The organism is Kitasatospora sp. NPDC057904 (genome assembly GCF_042887925.1).
In the GTDB taxonomy this organism is placed as follows: Bacteria; Actinomycetota; Actinomycetes; order Streptomycetales; family Streptomycetaceae; genus Kitasatospora.
Genome location: NZ_JBHVOL010000031.1, coordinates 23141 through 39922, shown reverse-complemented (window position 1 = coordinate 39922; position 16782 = coordinate 23141). Strand labels below are relative to the sequence as shown.

General features: G+C 70.4%; 13 protein-coding genes and 1 tRNA gene. 6 read left to right on the top strand and 8 right to left on the bottom strand.

Going from position 1 to position 16782, the window contains the following annotated elements:
- Positions 1-264: 264 nt before the first annotated feature.
- A complete protein-coding gene (locus ACFVSN_RS40540; protein WP_387958405.1) occupies positions 265-834 on the bottom strand; it encodes an Imm1 family immunity protein in 570 nt (189 codons plus the stop codon).
- An 11-nt stretch (positions 835-845) separates the two neighbouring features.
- Entirely contained in the window at positions 846-5069 is a 4224-nt protein-coding gene (locus ACFVSN_RS40535) for a polymorphic toxin-type HINT domain-containing protein (RefSeq protein ID WP_387958403.1), read from the bottom strand.
- A gap of 295 nt (positions 5070-5364) precedes the next feature.
- Here ACFVSN_RS40535 and ACFVSN_RS40530 point away from each other — a divergent pair, with 295 nt between their 5' ends.
- On the top strand, positions 5365-7671 hold the full coding sequence (locus tag ACFVSN_RS40530) for a trypsin-like serine protease (protein WP_387602168.1): 2307 nt from the start codon (positions 5365-5367) through the stop codon (positions 7669-7671).
- Positions 7672-7739: 68 nt separating this feature from the next.
- On the opposite strand, the gene ACFVSN_RS40525 is transcribed toward ACFVSN_RS40530, so the two are convergent.
- On the bottom strand, positions 7740-8045 hold the full coding sequence (locus tag ACFVSN_RS40525; RefSeq protein ID WP_387958401.1) for a hypothetical protein: 306 nt from the start codon (positions 8043-8045) through the stop codon (positions 7740-7742).
- 165 nt (positions 8046-8210) lie between these two features.
- Positions 8211-8504: a DUF1330 domain-containing protein gene (locus ACFVSN_RS40520; protein ID WP_387601828.1), complete on the bottom strand. Its 294-nt coding sequence runs from the start codon at positions 8502-8504 to the stop codon at positions 8211-8213.
- A gap of 157 nt (positions 8505-8661) precedes the next feature.
- On the opposite strand from ACFVSN_RS40520, the gene ACFVSN_RS40515 reads away from it, so the two are divergent.
- Positions 8662-9564 (top strand): LysR family transcriptional regulator, encoded by a 903-nt coding sequence (locus ACFVSN_RS40515; protein WP_387601826.1) that lies wholly within the window; start codon positions 8662-8664, stop codon positions 9562-9564.
- 209 nt (positions 9565-9773) lie between these two features.
- Positions 9774-10673, top strand: a complete 900-nt coding sequence (locus ACFVSN_RS40510; protein ID WP_387601823.1) for a phosphotransferase — start codon at positions 9774-9776, stop codon at positions 10671-10673.
- 221 nt (positions 10674-10894) lie between these two features.
- On the opposite strand, the gene ACFVSN_RS40505 is transcribed toward ACFVSN_RS40510, so the two are convergent.
- Positions 10895-10971: transfer RNA gene (locus ACFVSN_RS40505), tRNA-Met, on the bottom strand.
- Positions 10972-11171: 200 nt separating this feature from the next.
- On the opposite strand from ACFVSN_RS40505, the gene ACFVSN_RS40500 reads away from it, so the two are divergent.
- Positions 11172-11792, top strand: a complete 621-nt coding sequence (locus ACFVSN_RS40500) for a hypothetical protein (RefSeq protein ID WP_387601820.1) — start codon at positions 11172-11174, stop codon at positions 11790-11792.
- 35 nt (positions 11793-11827) lie between these two features.
- Here ACFVSN_RS40500 and ACFVSN_RS40495 read toward each other — a convergent pair whose 3' ends face one another.
- The 3 genes from ACFVSN_RS40495 to ACFVSN_RS40485 all read right to left on the bottom strand — a co-directional run bounded on the left by ACFVSN_RS40495 (position 11828) and on the right by ACFVSN_RS40485 (position 15052).
- Positions 11828-13282, bottom strand: a complete 1455-nt coding sequence (locus ACFVSN_RS40495) for an FAD-dependent monooxygenase (protein ID WP_387601818.1) — start codon at positions 13280-13282, stop codon at positions 11828-11830.
- A gap of 71 nt (positions 13283-13353) precedes the next feature.
- Positions 13354-13959, bottom strand: a complete 606-nt coding sequence (locus ACFVSN_RS40490; RefSeq protein WP_387601815.1) for a TetR family transcriptional regulator — start codon at positions 13957-13959, stop codon at positions 13354-13356.
- 121 nt (positions 13960-14080) lie between these two features.
- Positions 14081-15052, bottom strand: coding sequence for a GlxA family transcriptional regulator (locus ACFVSN_RS40485; protein ID WP_387601812.1), 972 nt, complete (start codon positions 15050-15052; stop codon positions 14081-14083).
- A gap of 117 nt (positions 15053-15169) precedes the next feature.
- Here ACFVSN_RS40485 and ACFVSN_RS40480 point away from each other — a divergent pair, with 117 nt between their 5' ends.
- Both ACFVSN_RS40480 and ACFVSN_RS40475 read left to right on the top strand, forming a co-directional pair.
- Positions 15170-15607, top strand: coding sequence for a hypothetical protein (locus ACFVSN_RS40480; RefSeq protein ID WP_387601809.1), 438 nt, complete (start codon positions 15170-15172; stop codon positions 15605-15607).
- An 82-nt stretch (positions 15608-15689) separates the two neighbouring features.
- The gene (locus ACFVSN_RS40475; protein ID WP_387601806.1) at positions 15690-16736 is read left to right on the top strand and encodes a nuclear transport factor 2 family protein; all 1047 of its coding nucleotides are present in this window, start codon (positions 15690-15692) and stop codon (positions 16734-16736) included.
- Positions 16737-16782: the final 46 nt, after the last annotated feature.

Here is a 16782-nt window from a genome sequence, read left to right as displayed (position 1 = left end):
AGACGCCGTCGGGGTCGCAGCCCAACGCCGCGCCGCCGCGGGTGAGCGCACGTGCCACAACATCTGGCCTGTCGCTACTTAGGTTGGTTGGCTCGCCCGTTCGATAACCGGCCCGATCTGTTGTCCGAGCGGATCGTTGGCCAACGGCAGCGGGAGGTGCGGCCGCGAGCCATGGTGAAACCGGGCCAAGGAATTCCAAGGCCATGAAGTACACGTGGCGAGGCATCAGCAGACTGAAGCCTCGCCGCGGCAGTACGGGCGGTTCTAGCTGGCGGAGTGGTCTCCGGACTCGACGTACGCCGACAGGGCGTCCAGCACGGCTTGCGCGCTGGCAGCGGCCTGGCCGTCGAGGCCTGCGCCATGCTCCTTGTCCGTGCGCTCGCCGCCGATATTCCCTACGACCCAGCTGATACAGCCCGGCCTTTCCCCCGTTTTATCCCGACAGAATTCCTCAATGACTTTTCGCAGTTCAGCAACGGGAAAGGTGCTGGCTGGATCCATGACAATAGGAGTATGCGGCTCTGAGAGTACATTCGGATCGACTGCCGGTGGCACGGGATTATCGGATACCCAGATAGAGTCATAGACTCCACCTTTCCTGGGATAATTCCGACTCGCGAGCCAGATGACCCCACCGAATCCAGTCGATGTGTTCACCGACGCGACGAGTGCACTATCAGGGAATGATTCCTCGTCGGTGCGATTGAAATCCAGTGCGAACCAGGCATTGTCCCCATACTTCAGATCCGCCAGCACCCTGCCGATAAGGCGATCCTCTTCCTGTCGAGTCTTCGGGTGGTGGCTCTCGCCGTCAACGTGGATGGTCAGGATCACTCCGCCGCCTTCTACAGTATCGCCAAGCCCTCGATGGGAATGCCAAGCATTTTACCACCTTCATTGACCCACACAGTGAGAGTCTGACCAACCGGGAGAATCTCCTGAACGGCCCTGAAGCAGTTTACGGTCCACGCCGGCGCGCCGTTGCCGCACATCCCCTTGAGATTGTTGATCACGACATGGATCCCAAGGTTTCCGGGATTCCCCCCCGTCTCTTGAATGGATTTCCGGATCATCCATGCGAGTATCGTCTCAACGTGCGTATGCACCATGCTGGGTATGCCGAATTTCCCAAGGAGAAATTTTTCGATTTCTTTCGTCATTTCCGGAAGGTTGCCGCTGACCATCTTGGGCCCGAAGAGCTCTCGGATGAAAATCCCGTCGCCGCCCATCCTGAAGGCCTGCCCCCACGTCTTCTGGTCGATTTTCGCATCCTTGACCCACGTGGGGAGTCGATCGAAGATGTCCTGAGGGGTGAAGCAGGGGGTCCAGTTGTGGACGAGGAGTGGGGTGTCGCCTGCAAGTACGTAGTACGTGTGCAGGTCGTGGACGGTGAGATTGTAGGCGGGTTCGAGGCCGGTCCAGTGCCGGGTGGAGGCGACCTGGGCTGTGGCGCCGGTGTCGGTGCGCAGGGTGTCGCCCGAGCGGACCTCGGCGGCGTCGGTCCACTGGCCGGTGTTCTGGACCCAGTAGGGGTGGTGGTCGGTGGAGGTGACGGTGGACTTCGTGCCGTCGGTGGTGGCGACGGTGAGTTCGGTGAAGTTGGTGTCGTCGGGGGTGTAGATCGTGTCGTCGACGGTCCGCGGCCCGGTGGTTCCGGTTACGGGGTCGGTGGCGGTGACGGTGTCCCCGCTGTGTATCTGTTCGATGGGCTGGGTGGTCTTGTCGCCCATGAGGACGCGGGTGCCGGCAGGAAAGCTGTTGGGGAGGCCGGTGGGACGGGTGGGGCAGGACGGAGCGTCGTCCAGAAGCCGTCGGACTGCGGGCAGCTTGTCGACCTGGTTGCTGACCCACTTGCTGATGGCGCCGCTGGACTCCTGGAGCTTGGTGCCCCACTTGATGAGGTCATCCCCGCCCCTGACGTACTTCGCCCCGGCGCGGAACAGGCGGGCGAAGGGGATGATGCTCAGGCAGGAGAGCCCGACGTCCTCGCCACTGGCGTAGTCGGCGAAGTACTCGCCGCCGTACCAGGCGCAGTTGATCGCGGCGGCGGGCGAGCCGACGACCGGGAAGAAGCTCGCCAGGTCGAGGACGCCGTGGCCGATCGAGGAGAACGTGTCGTACCAACTCGACTCGCTCGGCTTGGTGGCGGCCCGAATGGTCGACTTCAGCCATTCCTCTTCCGCCTGCGCCAGTATCAGGTCGATGGCCTGCTGCGTCAGCTGCTGCGCGATCGCCTCGTCCTGAGCCCTGCCGGCGATGACGCGGGACTTGTCGGCGCTCCAGCCCGCGTTCTCGGCGGACTGGCGGGCGGCGGTGACCGCGGCGTAGGCGGTGTCGGCGGAGGCGCGTGCGGCCGCGGCGCTGCCCTGGGCGTAGGCGGCCGAGCTCTGGGCGGATGCCGCTGCCTGGCCGGCCCGGGCCTGGGCCGCGCGGGCGGTGCTCGCGTACTCGGCGGCCTTGCCCGCGAACCCGTTCGCGCGGTCGGCCGCGGCCTTGCCCTGCTGGGCGTAGCCGGCGGCCTGGGAGGCGGCGGCGTTGGCCTGAGCGGCGGCGTTGTTGGCGTCGTTGGCGGCGCCTGCGGCGATGGCAGCGGCCTGGGCGGCCTGGGCGGCGTTCTGCTGGGCGAGGGAGGCGACCTGCTGGGCGCCGTTGATGGCGTTGTCGATGGAGGCGGTGTGGGCCGCGGTGAGCTGGTCCTGCTGCTGGGCCTGGTACTGGCCGGTGGTCAGGAAGTCGGCGAGGACGGGGTAGGGGCCTTCGAGGGCGACCTGGGCGCCGATCTTGACCTCGTCGCCGCCGGTCTCGATGAGCTGTGAGGCGGTGACGCGGTCGTCGCTGGCCTTGGTCGTGTACTGGTCGCGGTTGAGGAAGGTGAGGAGGGAGTCGGGAGTGTTGGTCTCCAGGGCGGTCTTGGCGGCGGCCTGGACGCGGGGGCTGCCGGTCTCGATGAGCTGGGAGACCTTGATGCGGTAGTCGCTGAGGGCGGCGGTGTAGCGGCCGGTCTGCAGGAAAGCGTGGATCTGGGTGCCGTCGCCGGCGAGGGCGGCGGTGGCGGCAGTGCGGACCGCGTCGTACTGGCTGCTGTTGGCGACGCTGAGGACGGTGGCGCGTTCGTCCTGCTCGCTGGAGGCATTCCAGCCGGTGCGGACGTAGTCGCCGACGGCCTCGTCGCTGCCGGTGAGCGCGTACTCGGCTGCGGCCTTGGCCCAGGGGCCGCGGACCTTGAGGGCGGTGAGCGCCATCTTGCGGCCGGCGGCCGCGAGGGTGGCGGGGTCGGTGCCGGGCTGCGCCGCCTGGGCGGCGAGCTGGACGGACTCCTGGTCCAGGCGCAGGGCCTGGGTCTTGGCGTCGTCGGCCTCGCGCTGGCTGGCGTCGTAGGCGGCCTTCATGTTCTGGGCCTGGACGATGCCGTTGGCCTTGCGGGAGTTGCGCTCCTCGGCCTCGGCGGCCTGGGCCTGCTGGTGGACCTGGCGGGCCTTGTCCACGGCGGCGCCGGCGTCGGCGGCGGCCTGGCGGGCGCTTTCGGCGTGGGCGGCGGACTGCTGGGCGGCGTTGGTGGCGTTGCCCGCGTTGGCGGAGGCGTTGCGGGCGGAGGCGGCGGCCTTGGTGGCGCGGTCGGCAGCCGAGGCGGCGGCGTCTCGGGCCTCCGCGGCGTACTGCCCGGCGGCCCTGGCGAGCGCGGCGGCGGCCCTGGCCGAGCGGGAGGCCTCGCCGGAGTTGCGGCGTGCCTGGGCAGCGGCCTGACGGGCCTTCGCGGAGGACGCTCCGGCCTGGTCGGCGTAGCCGCCGGCCAGGTCGGCATTGTCGGCGGTCGCGTCGACGTCGAGGGTGGCGGCGTTGGCCCGGTCCACGGCGATCGCGGTGTCGAATGCCGCGCTGGAGGCCTTGTCCGCGGCCTTGACCATGTAGCCGGTCAGCACGGCGGCCTGCGCGGCGGAGGCGGCGGCGTCCTCGTCGACCTTGCCCTGCGCCGCGGCGGCGAGCGCGCGGGTGGTGGCCTGGGCCGCTCCGGCTGCCGCGGCGGCGGCACGGGCGGCGGCGGTGGAGGCGACGGCGGCGGCCCGCACCGCGGCCTGAGCGGCCGCGATCGAGGCACGGGCGGCGTCCGAGGCGCGCAGGGTGGCCTCGGCGGCACGGTTGGCCGCCGCGGTGGCGCGCTGGGCGTCGTTCTTCGCGGCGAGGGTTTCGGCGGTGGCGTCGGCGGTGGCCTGCCTGGCGAGCCGGGCCGCCTCGACGGCCCGGTCGGAGGCCTCCTTGGCGGCGTCCTTCCTGCGCGCGGCCTCGTCGCCGGCCGTCTGGGCCTGCTGGACGAGCTGGTCGATGCTCGCGTGTTCCTGGTCGCGGGCGGCGGCGATGTTCTGGCCGGTCTCCAGGAAGGCGCGAATCTCCTCCGCGCTGCCTTCCAGGGCGATCCGGGCGGCCTGCTTGGTCGCGTCCCCGCCGCTCTCGGCGAGCTGGGAGACCTTGATCCGGTCGTCGCTGTCGCCCAGCGAGTAGCGGGTCTGGTCGAGGAAGGTCTGGACGTCGGCGATGGGCTTGTCCAGGACTGCCAGGGCCTCGGCCCGCGTGTGGGGGCCACCGCTCTCGGCGATCTGGGACACCATGACGCGCTGGTCCTGCTCCAGCGGCGTCTTCCAGCCGGTGGTGACGAACGCGGCGACCTGCTGGTCGGTACCGGCGAGCGCGGCCTCGGCGGCCGCCCGCAGCCGGGGGCCGCCGACGGTGACCATCTGCAGGGCGGCGGCGCGGTTGTCCTTGGCCTCGGCCTTGGCGAGTTCGCCGTCCTGGGGGTTCTGCGGGGTGCCGAGGAAGAGGCGGACCTGGTCGCCGGTGCCGGTCAGGGCGATCTCGGCGGCGGCCTTGACGCTCGCTCCGCCGTCCTTCCAGGCCTGCAGGACCCGGCCGCGGTCGGTGAGCTGAGGTGTCGGCGGCGCGGGTGGTGTCTCGTCCGCCGACACCGGGGAGGCGGAGAGCAGGGATGCCAGCAGCGTTATCGGCAGCACGGTGCGGCACAGCAGCCTGAGTCCGGTCCTCCTTCCCCGGAAGCCGGAGTTCCTCAACGAGCCCATGGAATACCTCACTTCATATTGATTGACATTGATTTCGGGCAGCACGAATCAGGCCTTGCGAAAGGAATCACAACAAGGCCCGCGGGGCTGGCGCGAGTGCGGCTGACCAGCCGGCTCTTCTCTCGAAGCCCCCCTGAAGTGCACTCAAACACTCATGTCGACTTAGTTGGTGAGCCTACATTAGAATCCGCAACCGACAGTGAATCAAGCCGCCGTAAAAGAATGGCAAATGTCCAAGTTTGGGCGGCCTTCCGGGGGGCGCTTGCCCTTCGCACCGCTTACCTGAAAAGGCGTCATGAAAAACCACGCACGCATACGCGGCCTCGCGGCCGCGTCGACCGCTCTCGTCCTGGCCACCGTCGCCGGCTGGACCACCGCAGGCGCCGCCACCGGCGACACCGCGCCCCCGGCCCCCGCCGACCTCCCCAAGACCTCGGCCGAGACGTTCGCCTACCCGAACGCCGACCAGATCCTCGCGCTGCGCGGCATCACCGTGACCCGCGGCGACGGCGGCATCACCGTCACCGACTGTGGCAAGGCCGGCAGCTTCCAGATCAAGGTCAACGCCGTCACCAAGCCGGCGAACAACGACGACATGATCTGCTTCGCCGCCCCCGGCGCCTCCGGCTACCTGGCCCTGACCATCCCCGAGGCCTACCGCATCACCACATACGGCCGCTCCGTCCAGGCGAGCCTGTCCACCGACCAGAAGCCCGCCGAGACGGTCAGCGTCGCCGCCGACACCACCAAGGGCATCGGCGAGTCCATCGACCCCAAGACCCGGGCCGTCCTGCTCGAACTGCGTGTCACCGGCTCCAGCGCCACCCCGCCCGCGCCGCAGCCCACCGACCCGCCACTCGCCTACACCGCCAAGATCAACATCGGTAACGGCAAGCGCGCCTGCAGCGCCACCCTCGTCGACCGCAGCTGGCTGCTCACCGCCGCCAGCTGCTTCACCGACACCCCCGACGACCTGACCACCGTCACCGCCGGCGCCCCCAAGGACAAGACCACCGCCACCATCGGGCGCACCGACCTGACCAACACCGGCACCGGCGCGGTCGTCGACGTGGTCGAGCTGGCGCCGCGCGCCGACCGCGACCTGGTCATGGCCCGTCTGGCCTTCCCGGTCACCGGCATCACCCCCGCCACCCTCGGCGCGACCGCGCCGGTGGCCGCCGAGAACCTGCGCGCGGCCGGCTACGGCCGCACCGCCACCGACTGGGTCCCCACCAAGGTCCACACCACCACCCACACCGTCGGCGCCGTCGCCGCCACCACCGTCGACACCGCCCCCGCCGACGGCCAGACCCCAATCTGCCAGGGCGACGCCGGAGCCCCCCTCCTGCGCGACAAGAACGGCACCACCGAGCTCGCCGCGATCGCCTCCCGCTCCTGGCAGGGCGGCTGCCTCGGCGCTCCGGGCACCGAGCTGCGCACCGGCGCCACCAGCGTGCGCACCGACGACCTCGGCGCGTGGGTGAAGCACGTCCGCGAGGCCGCGCTGTCCACCAGTGCACCGACCACCAGCGGGGTGTACGACCCGGTCAAGCAGACGTCCACGGAGTTCACCGTCGACGACAAGGGCCGCGTCATGGGCGCGTACAACATCAACGGCCAGGGCTGGAGCTCCTGGACGTCGATCAGCGACCGTCCGGCCGGCGTGAAGCCGTTCGTCGGCTCGCCCACCGCTCTCTACAACCCGGCCACCAACGCCATCGAGCTGTTCGCGATGGACACCGACGGCCTCATCTGGCAGACCTACTACATGGCCGACGCGCAGGGCTGGCGCCCGTGGGCCGGTACGGGATCGACCTCGTTCACCGGCAGCGCCACCGCGGTCTACAACCCGTCGACGAAGACCGCCGAGGTCTTCGCCACCACCGCTGACGGTCCTGTGGCCCACATGTACTACACCCCGGGCATGACCGGCTGGAGCACCTGGTCGAACATCAACGCCGACTACCGGTTCACCGGCTCCCCCAGGGCGCTCTACAACCCGGCCACCGACGCGCTCGAGCTCTTCGCGATCGGCCGTGACAACACGATGTACCACACGTACTGGTTCAACGACGGCAAGCCGTGGAGCCCGTGGCTGCAGCTGAACCAGAACACCTTCACCGGCAGCCCGAGCCTGGTCTACAACCCGTCGACGAAGACCGCCGAGGTCTTCGCGACCAACACCGACGGCGTCGTGGCCCACGCCTACTACACCGCGGGCACGGCCGGCTGGAGCAGCTGGACGACCATCAACGGTGACCAGCCCTTCACCAGTTCCCCCAGCGTGCTCTACAACCCCGCCACCGACGCGCTCGAGCTGTTCGCGGTCCGCAGCGACAAGTCCCTGGCGCACACCTACTGGTTCAACAACGGCAAGCCGTGGAACACCTGGGAGCCCCTGAGCGGAACCACGAAGCTCGCCGCCGGCCGGATCCCCGTTCCGCTGTTCAGCGCCTCCTCCAGCACCGTGGACCTCTTCGGCGCCACCGCCCCCGACGGTACCGTGAACCACACCTCCTACAAGCCCGGCATGCCCAGCTGGGCCCCCCTGGACACCCTGTCCGGCATCACGCTGCCCGGCATCGCCCTGCCCACCAGCTGACACCACCCCGGCGGGAGCGGTAGCCACCTATCACACCGTCCGTCGCCGAAAGGGGCGGTTCGCACCGGCTACTCCGGTGCGAACCGCCCCTTCCCACAGCACCCTTGGCGCCGAATATCGTCCCGCCACCGCGGCGCGCGGAGCTGGCACCTTCCAGTACCACCGATGGCCGCGCCCTCAGCGACGGACAGATCAGCGGTCAGACTGGTGTCGTCCCGCCATAGCACCTTCAGCCGCCGGCCGGCGGACTGGTCACCGGAGGTCGTGCTGTCCTTCGAGACGGCCTCATCGCTCGGCAGGTAGAGGTTGGCTTCGGGCACCCGGTCCGTGGCGTGCAGACGCAGCGGGGTGTCCTTCCAGTCATGGTCCGTCATCAGGCGGATTCCACCTGCGCCCGGAACAGCACGGCGAGCACGAAGATGGGGCCGGGCATTCGAAGGAGACCCCGCAGAAGTCATGGGTCTGTGCTCAACGAATCGGCCCCCCGCCGTGTGCGTTTCAGATGACGGATGCTCAGTGATGGCTGGGTGGCCTGCCGGTCAGTCGATGCCTTCGACTATGCGGAAGTCGCGCTCGAAGCCGTCGGGGAGGGCCACCAGCGCCTTCTGGTAGGCCTCGCTCTCGTATGCCGCGACGGCCTGTTCGAAACTGTCGAACTCGATCAGAACGACGCGTTGTGTGATTCCGGCCTCGTGGGCGACGACTCGACCGCTGCGGGACAGGACGCGCCCGCCCCCGGCCCGGACAGCGGGACCGGCCAGCCCGTTGTAGGCAGTCAGCATCTCAGGGTCGGAAATGGCGGGGTAGACACTGACCCAGTAGCCCTTGGCCATGGAACCTCCTGTGTTCGGACGGGAGCGTCCAACTTCGAATTGACACTCGGATCGATCGATCCCGGCATGCGCAGGTTAGGACTTGATGAGCAGCCGAGGGAAAGACCAGTACGGGATAGAGTCAGAACGGATCGTTATCAATCGGCAGGGAGGGCACGTGGCGCCGGATACCGTGAGCCTGCGCTACTTCCTGGTACTGGCACAGGAGTTGAACTTCACCCGCGCCGCCGCACGGATCGGCATCGCACAGCCCGCACTCAGCGCCCGAATGCGCCGGTTGGAGGCGGAACTCGGTACGGCCCTGCTGGTCCGCAACACGCGCAGCGTCGTATTGACCACCGCCGGTGCGGCCTTGGCGGAGTCCGCGCCGCCCGCGCTGGCGGCGCTGGACCGGGCCTGGGACACCGCCCGGAGCGCGGCGGCCGGTGAACTGGGCACGCTGCGCATCGGATACAGCCTCAGCGCCGGGGCCGAGACGGCGCCGGCCCTGGTGGACAGGCTGATTCGCGGCAACAGCGGGCTCGAGGTCGGCGCGGTCCCGATGGCGACACCGGAGATCTCCCCCGCGGTCGCCGACGGCCGCATCGATGCCGGGATCACCCGCGGTGAACAGCCGGGCCGTGGCGTGCGCCGGTTCCTGCTGCGGCGTGCGCGCATCGGGGTCCAGCTGGCGCAGCACCATCCGCTGGCCGAACGCCCGGAGATCGAGATCGCCGACGCGGCCGCGTTTCCGCTGCGACTCCCGGACCGTGCGGCCAACCCCGTGATCCACGATCAGCTGTCCGCAGTGTTCCGGGACACCCGACCACACCCCCGATTCCACACGCCCGCAGTCTCTTTCGACATGTCTCAGCGCGACCTGCGCGACGGGGTCACCCTCGCCCCGGCCGGAGAAGCCGCGGCCACGGCACAACTGGCCGGTCTCACCTGGCGACCGCTGCGGGGCGCGCCCAGCCTGACGTTCCACCTGGTCCTCCCACGCGAGCAGTCGCCACTGCACCGCCGCATCCGTGCCGTCGCCAAAACCCTGGCGCACGAGTTGCACTGGCTTCCGGACTGACACGCAAGACGTCAAGCGGGTCCAGCGAAGGTGAGGCCCAAAAGCCGCCGCTGGATGATCTTGATGGGTCGGCAGTTGCAGTCCCGCGAGAGCGCGGAGCGTCCTCGGCCGGGTCGATTCGATCGGTCCGGCGAGAACGTCGGAGATCGGCCCCTGGATCTTCCCGAGGGCAAGGTCGGCTCCGCCTACCTCAAGTACCGTAACTTCGCGTGATCGAATCCGAGATTGAGATCAGCGAGGATCTGGTCCGCGACCTGTTGCGGGAACAGCATGCGGACCTGGCCGACCTGCCCATCCGCGAGGTGGCGGGCGGCTGGGGCAACCAGATGTGGCGCCTCGGGGACAAATTGGCCGTCCGGATGCAGCGCATGGACAAGCTCCCCGATCTGCAGCTCAAGGAACGCCGCTGGCTGCCGGTGCTGGCCCCGCGCCTGCCGCTTCCGATCCCGATCCCGGTACGAAACGGGGCACCGTCCGAGCGCTTCCCCAAGGTCTGGACCGTCATGACCTGGGTGGAAGGCACGCCGCTGGACCACGGCTCGATCACCTGCGGCGACCACGCCGCCGACACGCTGGCGGCCTTCCTCAAGGCGCTGCATGCGGAGGCTCCCGCCGACGCGCCGGCCGCCTCGGACTTCGGCGCTCACCCCAGGGAGTGCACGGACGGCTTCGAGAGCCTTCTGCAGGCCGTGGAGCTCGGCGGCTTCGCCGAGGACGACATCCGGGCCGTGTGGGACGACGCGGTGGCGGCTCCCGAGTGGCAGGGCCCGCGCGTGTGGGTGCACGGCGACCTGCATCCCGCGAACGTCGTCGTTGCGGACGGGACGCTGGCGGGTGTCGTCGACTTCGGCGCGGTCTTCGCCGGCGACCCGGCATGGGACCTTGTGGCCGCCTGGCTGCTGCTCCCCGAGGGCGGTGCCTCACGGTTCTTCGACGGCTACGCGCAGGCAGACGACGCGGCGGTACGACGGGCGCGCGGGCTGGCCGCGATGAAGAGCCTGTTCCTGATGCTGATGGGCCAGAACGGGGACCGCGGCCTGCCCGGCGGCAAGCCGCAGTGGGGGCCGGCAGGCCGGTCGGCACTTGATCGTGTCCTGAAGGGCCTTTGACGTCGGCATGGATCAACCGGCTCTGGCCCGAGCCGGCACTCGTCCAGTCGCGTTGAGCTTGTCTGAGGGAGCTGAGCGCCGCGGTTCGCGCAGTCGCGGATGCAGGCGACGCGTCCAGGGGCGCGGGGCTCAGCACCAGGGCCGGGGGGGCGGAGTGCCGACGGGGCTGTGAAATCGACCCAGGCCCGGTGCGCAGTGGCGCACCGGGCCTGGGCCTTGAGTGGTAGCGGGGACAGGATTTGAACCTGCGACCTCTGGGTTATGAGCCCAGCGAGCTACCGAGCTGCTCCACCCCGCGTCGGTGAACCCGACTGTACGGCACATCGGGTGTGCGGTCGAATCGCTTTCCTCGCCGTGGGCTCCGAGACCTCGATCGACCGCGGGCGCGCCGTGTGCCGGCGGGAGCGCGGATCAGCCGGCCCCGGGCGGCCCAGCCGGCCTCGCCCCCGGTGTCCGGGCGTCCGCCGCTGCCGCCACGCGGACCTCGGCGGGCTTCGTGTGCGGTACCTCGGGGCGCCGCACAGCAGGTCGGCCAGCAGGCGGTCCAGCGGATCGGGCTCCGCGTGGTCGGGCCAGGGCTCGCGGGGCGGCACCGGACTGCTCACCGACCGGCTCGACCGCCTGCGGCACGGCCTCACCGCCGCCGCCCTCGCCGAGGCCCGCGAACTCTCCGACGCCGCCGTCCGTCGGCTGGACAACCTGGGCCTCCACGAGGCCGGCGGCGCCGTCCTCGCCGACGAGGCCACGCTCGCCGCACTCGTCGGCGACGGACCGGCGGCGCTGCGCCACGCCCACGAGGCCCAGCGGCTGCTGGCCGCACACCCGCACGCCACCTTCCACCTCTTCGCGCTCGCCGACGAGGCCGACGCCCTGCGGCTCCTCGGCCGCCACGACGAGTCGGAACGGGCCTGGCAGGATGCCGCCGAACGCTGCCGGGCCAGCGGGGCGCTGCACCTGGAGGCCGCGGTCGAGCAGCGGTACGCGGACTTCCTCCTGAGCGTCGGACGCGCCCGGGAGGCGGCCGAACACCTCGGCCGGGCACGGGAGTTCTGCGCGGAGTCCGGCGACACCCGGGGCGCCGCGGAACTCGCGGCGCGGATCTCCGCGATCGGAGCCTGAGAGCACGGTACAACCGGCCCCGCCGGGCGTGCTGTTCAGGCCACCCTGAACCAGGCACCCAGCGCTTCGTGCAGGCCATCGTTCGTGGTGCCCTGCCAGGCGACGTAGCAGTCGGGCCGGAGAAGCAGTGCGGTATCGAGGTCCGGGACCGTCACGGTGTCGACGTGCGACGCCCAAACGCCCGCGTCGAGGGTGCCGGTGGGGTCCAGGAGGAGCGGGCGGCCGGTGCGGGTGAGTTCGCGCAGGCCCGGCAGGTCCGGCGCCCACCGGCCGACGAGCGGTCCGGTTGCCGGCCCCATGTCGTAGGTGATGTCCGCGCCGGACAGCAGGTTCGCGACGTGCTGCCGGGTCGCGGGCTGGGCGAGCAGCTCGCCGAACAGTTCACGCAACGCCGTCACATCGGCGCCCGGGCGGATCAGTTGCGACTGCGCCTGCGTGTGCATGGCGACCCGCCGCGCCACCGGGGACCGCTCCAGCTCGTAGGTGTCCAGCAGCCCCTCCGGCGCGTGGCCGCGCAATTCCGCGGCCAGCTTCCAACCGAGGTTGACCCCATCCTGCAGGCCCAGATTCAGCCCCGGGCCACCGATCGCCGAGTGCACGTGTGCGGCGTCACCGAGCAGGAACACCCGGCCCGCACGGTACTGCGACGCGATCCGGGTGTTGCCGCCGAACAGCCGCCGCATCATGTGCGGTCCCGGTCCGGTCGGCGGGTGGAGCGGCAGGTCCGCGCCGAGCACCCGGCAGGCGCTGGCCCGGAGTTCGTCGAGTGAAGCCTCGCCCTCGGGCGGCTGGTCCCACTCCGTCGTGCTGATCAGCGGAGCGCCGCCTGGGAACGGTGCCCAGGTGATCAGGCCGCGCTCGGTGCGCAGGTGGCGAAACGGCGGTATGACACCGAATTCGGGTACGACCAGGCCGCCATCGGCACCGACCATCTCGGAGGGCACGCTCACGTGTCCGGTACGAGACACCGAGTCATCCGCAGTCACGCCGGGGAACCCGATGCCGGTGAGCCTGCGGACCGTACTGTGTCCGCCATCGGCTCCGACCAGGAACGCCGCCTCCATCGACTCCCGCCCGCGCAGCTCGACCGTCACCGAACCCTCGCCCTGCGCCAGGCCGGTGACCTCGTGGCCGCGGCGGACCTCGACGCCCAGTTCGGCCGCGCGCTCGGCGAGCATCTGCTCCACCCTGCGCTGCGGCACCATCAACGTGTAGAGCGGGTTGTCCGGCAGGTCCTTCAGGTCGAGCGGGAACGCCCCGAACACGAACCCGGGCACCGGCTCGGGGGTGGCACCGGGTGCGGTCAGCCGCTCGTACAGTCCGCGCCGGTCGAGCATGCGGACGACCTGGCCGACCAGGCCGTTCGCGCGCTGCTCGCCGGACGGTTCGGTGAGGCGTTCCAGGACGAGCGGACGCGCGCCGGCCAGGGCGAGTTCGCAGGCCAGCATCAGGCCGTTGGGTCCGGCGCCCGCGATGATGACGTCGATCATGGGCAGAGTCCTTTTCCGGGCAGGGGACGTCGGCCCGACCGGCCGCCGGGCTTTCCGTCCGCATTGGATTGCTAGGGAGTCGGCAGACCCGCCGCGATTCGGGCGAGGGCATCCGTGAGCAGGTGCTCCACCGGCACCGGCGGATCCGTGCGGAGGTGGTGAGCCATGGCGGTGTTGGTCGCGGCCATGACTGCGGACGCGACAAGGTGCGGGTACAGGTCCTGTTCCAGGTCGGTACCGGTGCGGTGGGCGATGGCTGCGGCGATCTCGGCCTCGGCCATGGCCCCGGCCCGCAGCATCTCGCCTTGCAGGGCCGGTTCGGCGACCATAATGCGCACGCCTGCCGTCCACTTCCGCGCGTCCGGAACCGGGTGAGCGGCCGCTGCGGTGTCCGGTTCGAACTGCGGCAGCACAGCGCGAGTGATCGCGTCCCACAGCGGCTCCGCCGGGCGCTCGCGCAGCGCTTCCGCGATGCGCAGGCAACGGTCGAGGTGGCGCGCGACGATCGCCTCGCCCTTGCTGGAGAAGTAGTTGTTGAACGTGCGCGGCGAGACACCGGCGGCCTCGGCGATGTCCTCCACCTTGACGTTCTCGAGCCCTCGCTCGACGACCAGCCGTAGTGCCGCCCAGCTGAGCGCGGCGCGCGTCTCGGCCTTCTTCCGTTCTCGCAGCCCCATGGAACGACGGTAACAAAGATTGCGCGTCACGCAAATATGTGTGGCGCGCAATATTTGGCCGCCGGCGCCGACCTGCTGTCCGCTTCGTGGCCGCGACCGGCGGCCTGCCTGGAAGAACGGGTCAACGACCTGCTACAGCAGCGGAGTTGAACGTCTCGCGGTAGGTGCTTGGCGGTACCCCGACGTGCGCCTTGAACAGGGTCCGGAAGTTGGCCGGCGTGCCCAGGCCGCAGCGCCGTGCGACGGCTTCGACCGTCAGGTCGCTCGATTCCAGGAGTTCCCGTGCGAGGCCGAGCCTTGCGTCGAGCAGCCAACTCATCGGCGGCCGGCCGGTGTCGGAGTGGAAGCGACGGATGAGCGTGCGGCGGGACATGCCGGCCTGGCGCGCCAACTGGTCGACGGTGAGCGGCTGGTGCAGGTGGCGCAGGGCCCACTCGTACAGCGGCATCGTCGCGCCGGAGGCGTCCGGGGCCACCGGCAGGTCGGCGAACTGGGCCTGACCGCCGGCGCGGTGGGGGGCGGCGACCAGCAGGCGGGCCCGCTGGTTCGCCAGGCGGGCGCCGTAATCGCGGCGGATGAGGTGCAAGGACAGGTCGAGGCCCGCGGCGACTCCGCCCGAGGTCAGCACCTGGCCTTCATCGATGTACAGCTCGTGCGGTTGCACCGTCACCTGCCGGTGCCGCCTGGCCAGCTCTGCGGCGTAGCGCCAGTGCGTGGTGGCCCGGCGGCCGTCGAGCAGGCCGGCCGCGGCGAGGGCGAACGCCCCCGAGCAGATGGACACCATCCGGCTGCCGCGGGCGGCCGCCCGTACGAGCGCGGCGGTGACCGCGGCCGAGGGCGGGTCGGGCTCCAGGTACCCCGGGACGATCACGGTGTCCGCGGTCCGGACGGCGTCCAGCCCGTCGGCGACGGACAGCGCCGGGCCGCCGTGCATCGGCACCAGGCCGGGCCGTTCCGTGCACACTGTCATCGAGTACGGCCCGTCCGGCCAGCTTCCGAAGACCTGCAACGGAATCCCGATGTCGAGGGCGAGGACGTTGTCGAGCGCGACCACGACCACGTGGTGCTTGCCGCCGGAGGTACGGGCTCCCATGGCACGATTCTATCGCTGCATGGCACTCGTGCCACTGACGGCCTCACCCTGCGCGCGCCTACGGTCATTTCATGACCACGAGACGCGCTCTCCTGCCGTCACTGCCGAGCGTGCTGGTTGTGCACGGGTCCGGCGAGGACGCCTCGGTGCGGTCTGCCGCCTCAGGGCCGTCCCGGCGGCCAGGCTCCCGCGACCGAGTACACCAACGGCGGCCTGATCCCGTACGCGGGCGGCCTGCCCCTACGCGACGAACTCGCGCAGACGGGGATCACCGTGCAGACCGTCAACCCGGGGGCGTACCTGACCGGGTTCAACGACCGCATCGCGGACACGGCCTTCCGCTGGCTGGACGACACCGTCAACTTCAACCGCACCGAGGACGTGAAGGCCCGCTTCGCGGAGATCCTCGCCGACCAGTACGACCCGCAGGACATGATCGACAAGATGGTCGAGATCATCGGCGCCGAGCACGGCAAGTACCGCAACGTCTGGCCACCGGCGACGGAGGAACTCATCAAGCGGGTCCAGGCGACCGCCTGGACCCGCACGGTGTGATCCGACGCCGGCCAGGCGTCGCGCCGGCACCCACGCCGCTCCGCCCGGAGCCGCGCACCATCACACACGAAAGAGAGACGCCGTGACCACCGACGCACCCCTGCCCGTCTTCGAACGGCTCGGCCTCCCGGACACGGACCTGTCCCGGGACGCCTACGCCTACGTGGAGAGGGCCACGCCCGACTTCGTCTTCTTCCACAGCGTCCGCAGCTACGTCTTCGCCCGCGCCCATGCCCGGCACCAGAATCTGCGCGCGGGTGCCGACTACGACGACGAACTGCTGTTCCTCAGCTGCGTCCTGCATGACATCGGGCTGAGCGAGGAGGGAAACGGCGACCAGCGTTTCGAGGTCGACGGTGCCGACACCGCGGCGGCGTTCCTCCGCGAACGCGGCGTCGAGGAACGGCGCATCGCCATCGCCTGGGACGCCATCGCGCTGCACACCTCGGAGGGCATCGCCGCGCGCAAGGGCGCAGAGGTGCGGCTGGCCCAGGAGGGCATCGGCACCGACATCCTCGGAGTCCGGCGCGAGAGCCTTCCGGCCGGCCTCGCCGACGACGTGCACGCCCTCCTCCCCCGCATGGACCTGGGCTGCGCGCTGAGCGACGCGATCGTCGACCAGGCCAAGTCCAGGCCGCAGAAGGCATCTCCGTTGACGTTCCCGGGAGCACTGCTGTGCCACCACCTGCCCCATGGCGCCCAGCCCACGTGGTACGACCTGCTCGCCGGCGTGGGCTGGGGGGACAAGCCCGTCGGTGCCGTCGCCCGGCGCCGTGCGGAGACGCCCGAGCAAGTGGGGGCCCTGTTCACGGAGTACCTGGAGGCGGGTGACATCGAGGGCCTGGTGTCGCTGTACGAGCCGCGCGCACACTTCGTCCCCGCCCCCGGAACCCACCTGGTGGGCACCGAGGCCATCCGGACGGCCATGCAACAGCTGGTCGACAGCGGCGCCCGCCTCAAGCTCGAACTGCGCGAGATCCGGCAGGTGGACGACATCGCCCTGGTGTCGAACACCGCCACCCTGACGGGCGCCGGCCCCGAGCCGGTGATCTCCACGACGACGGAGATCCTCCGGCGCCGGCCGGACGGCGGCTGGGCCCACGTCGTGGACGACCCCTTCTTCAACTGACCGTCCACGCCCGCGCCATCAGGTGACAGCAGAACCAATCGCGCCA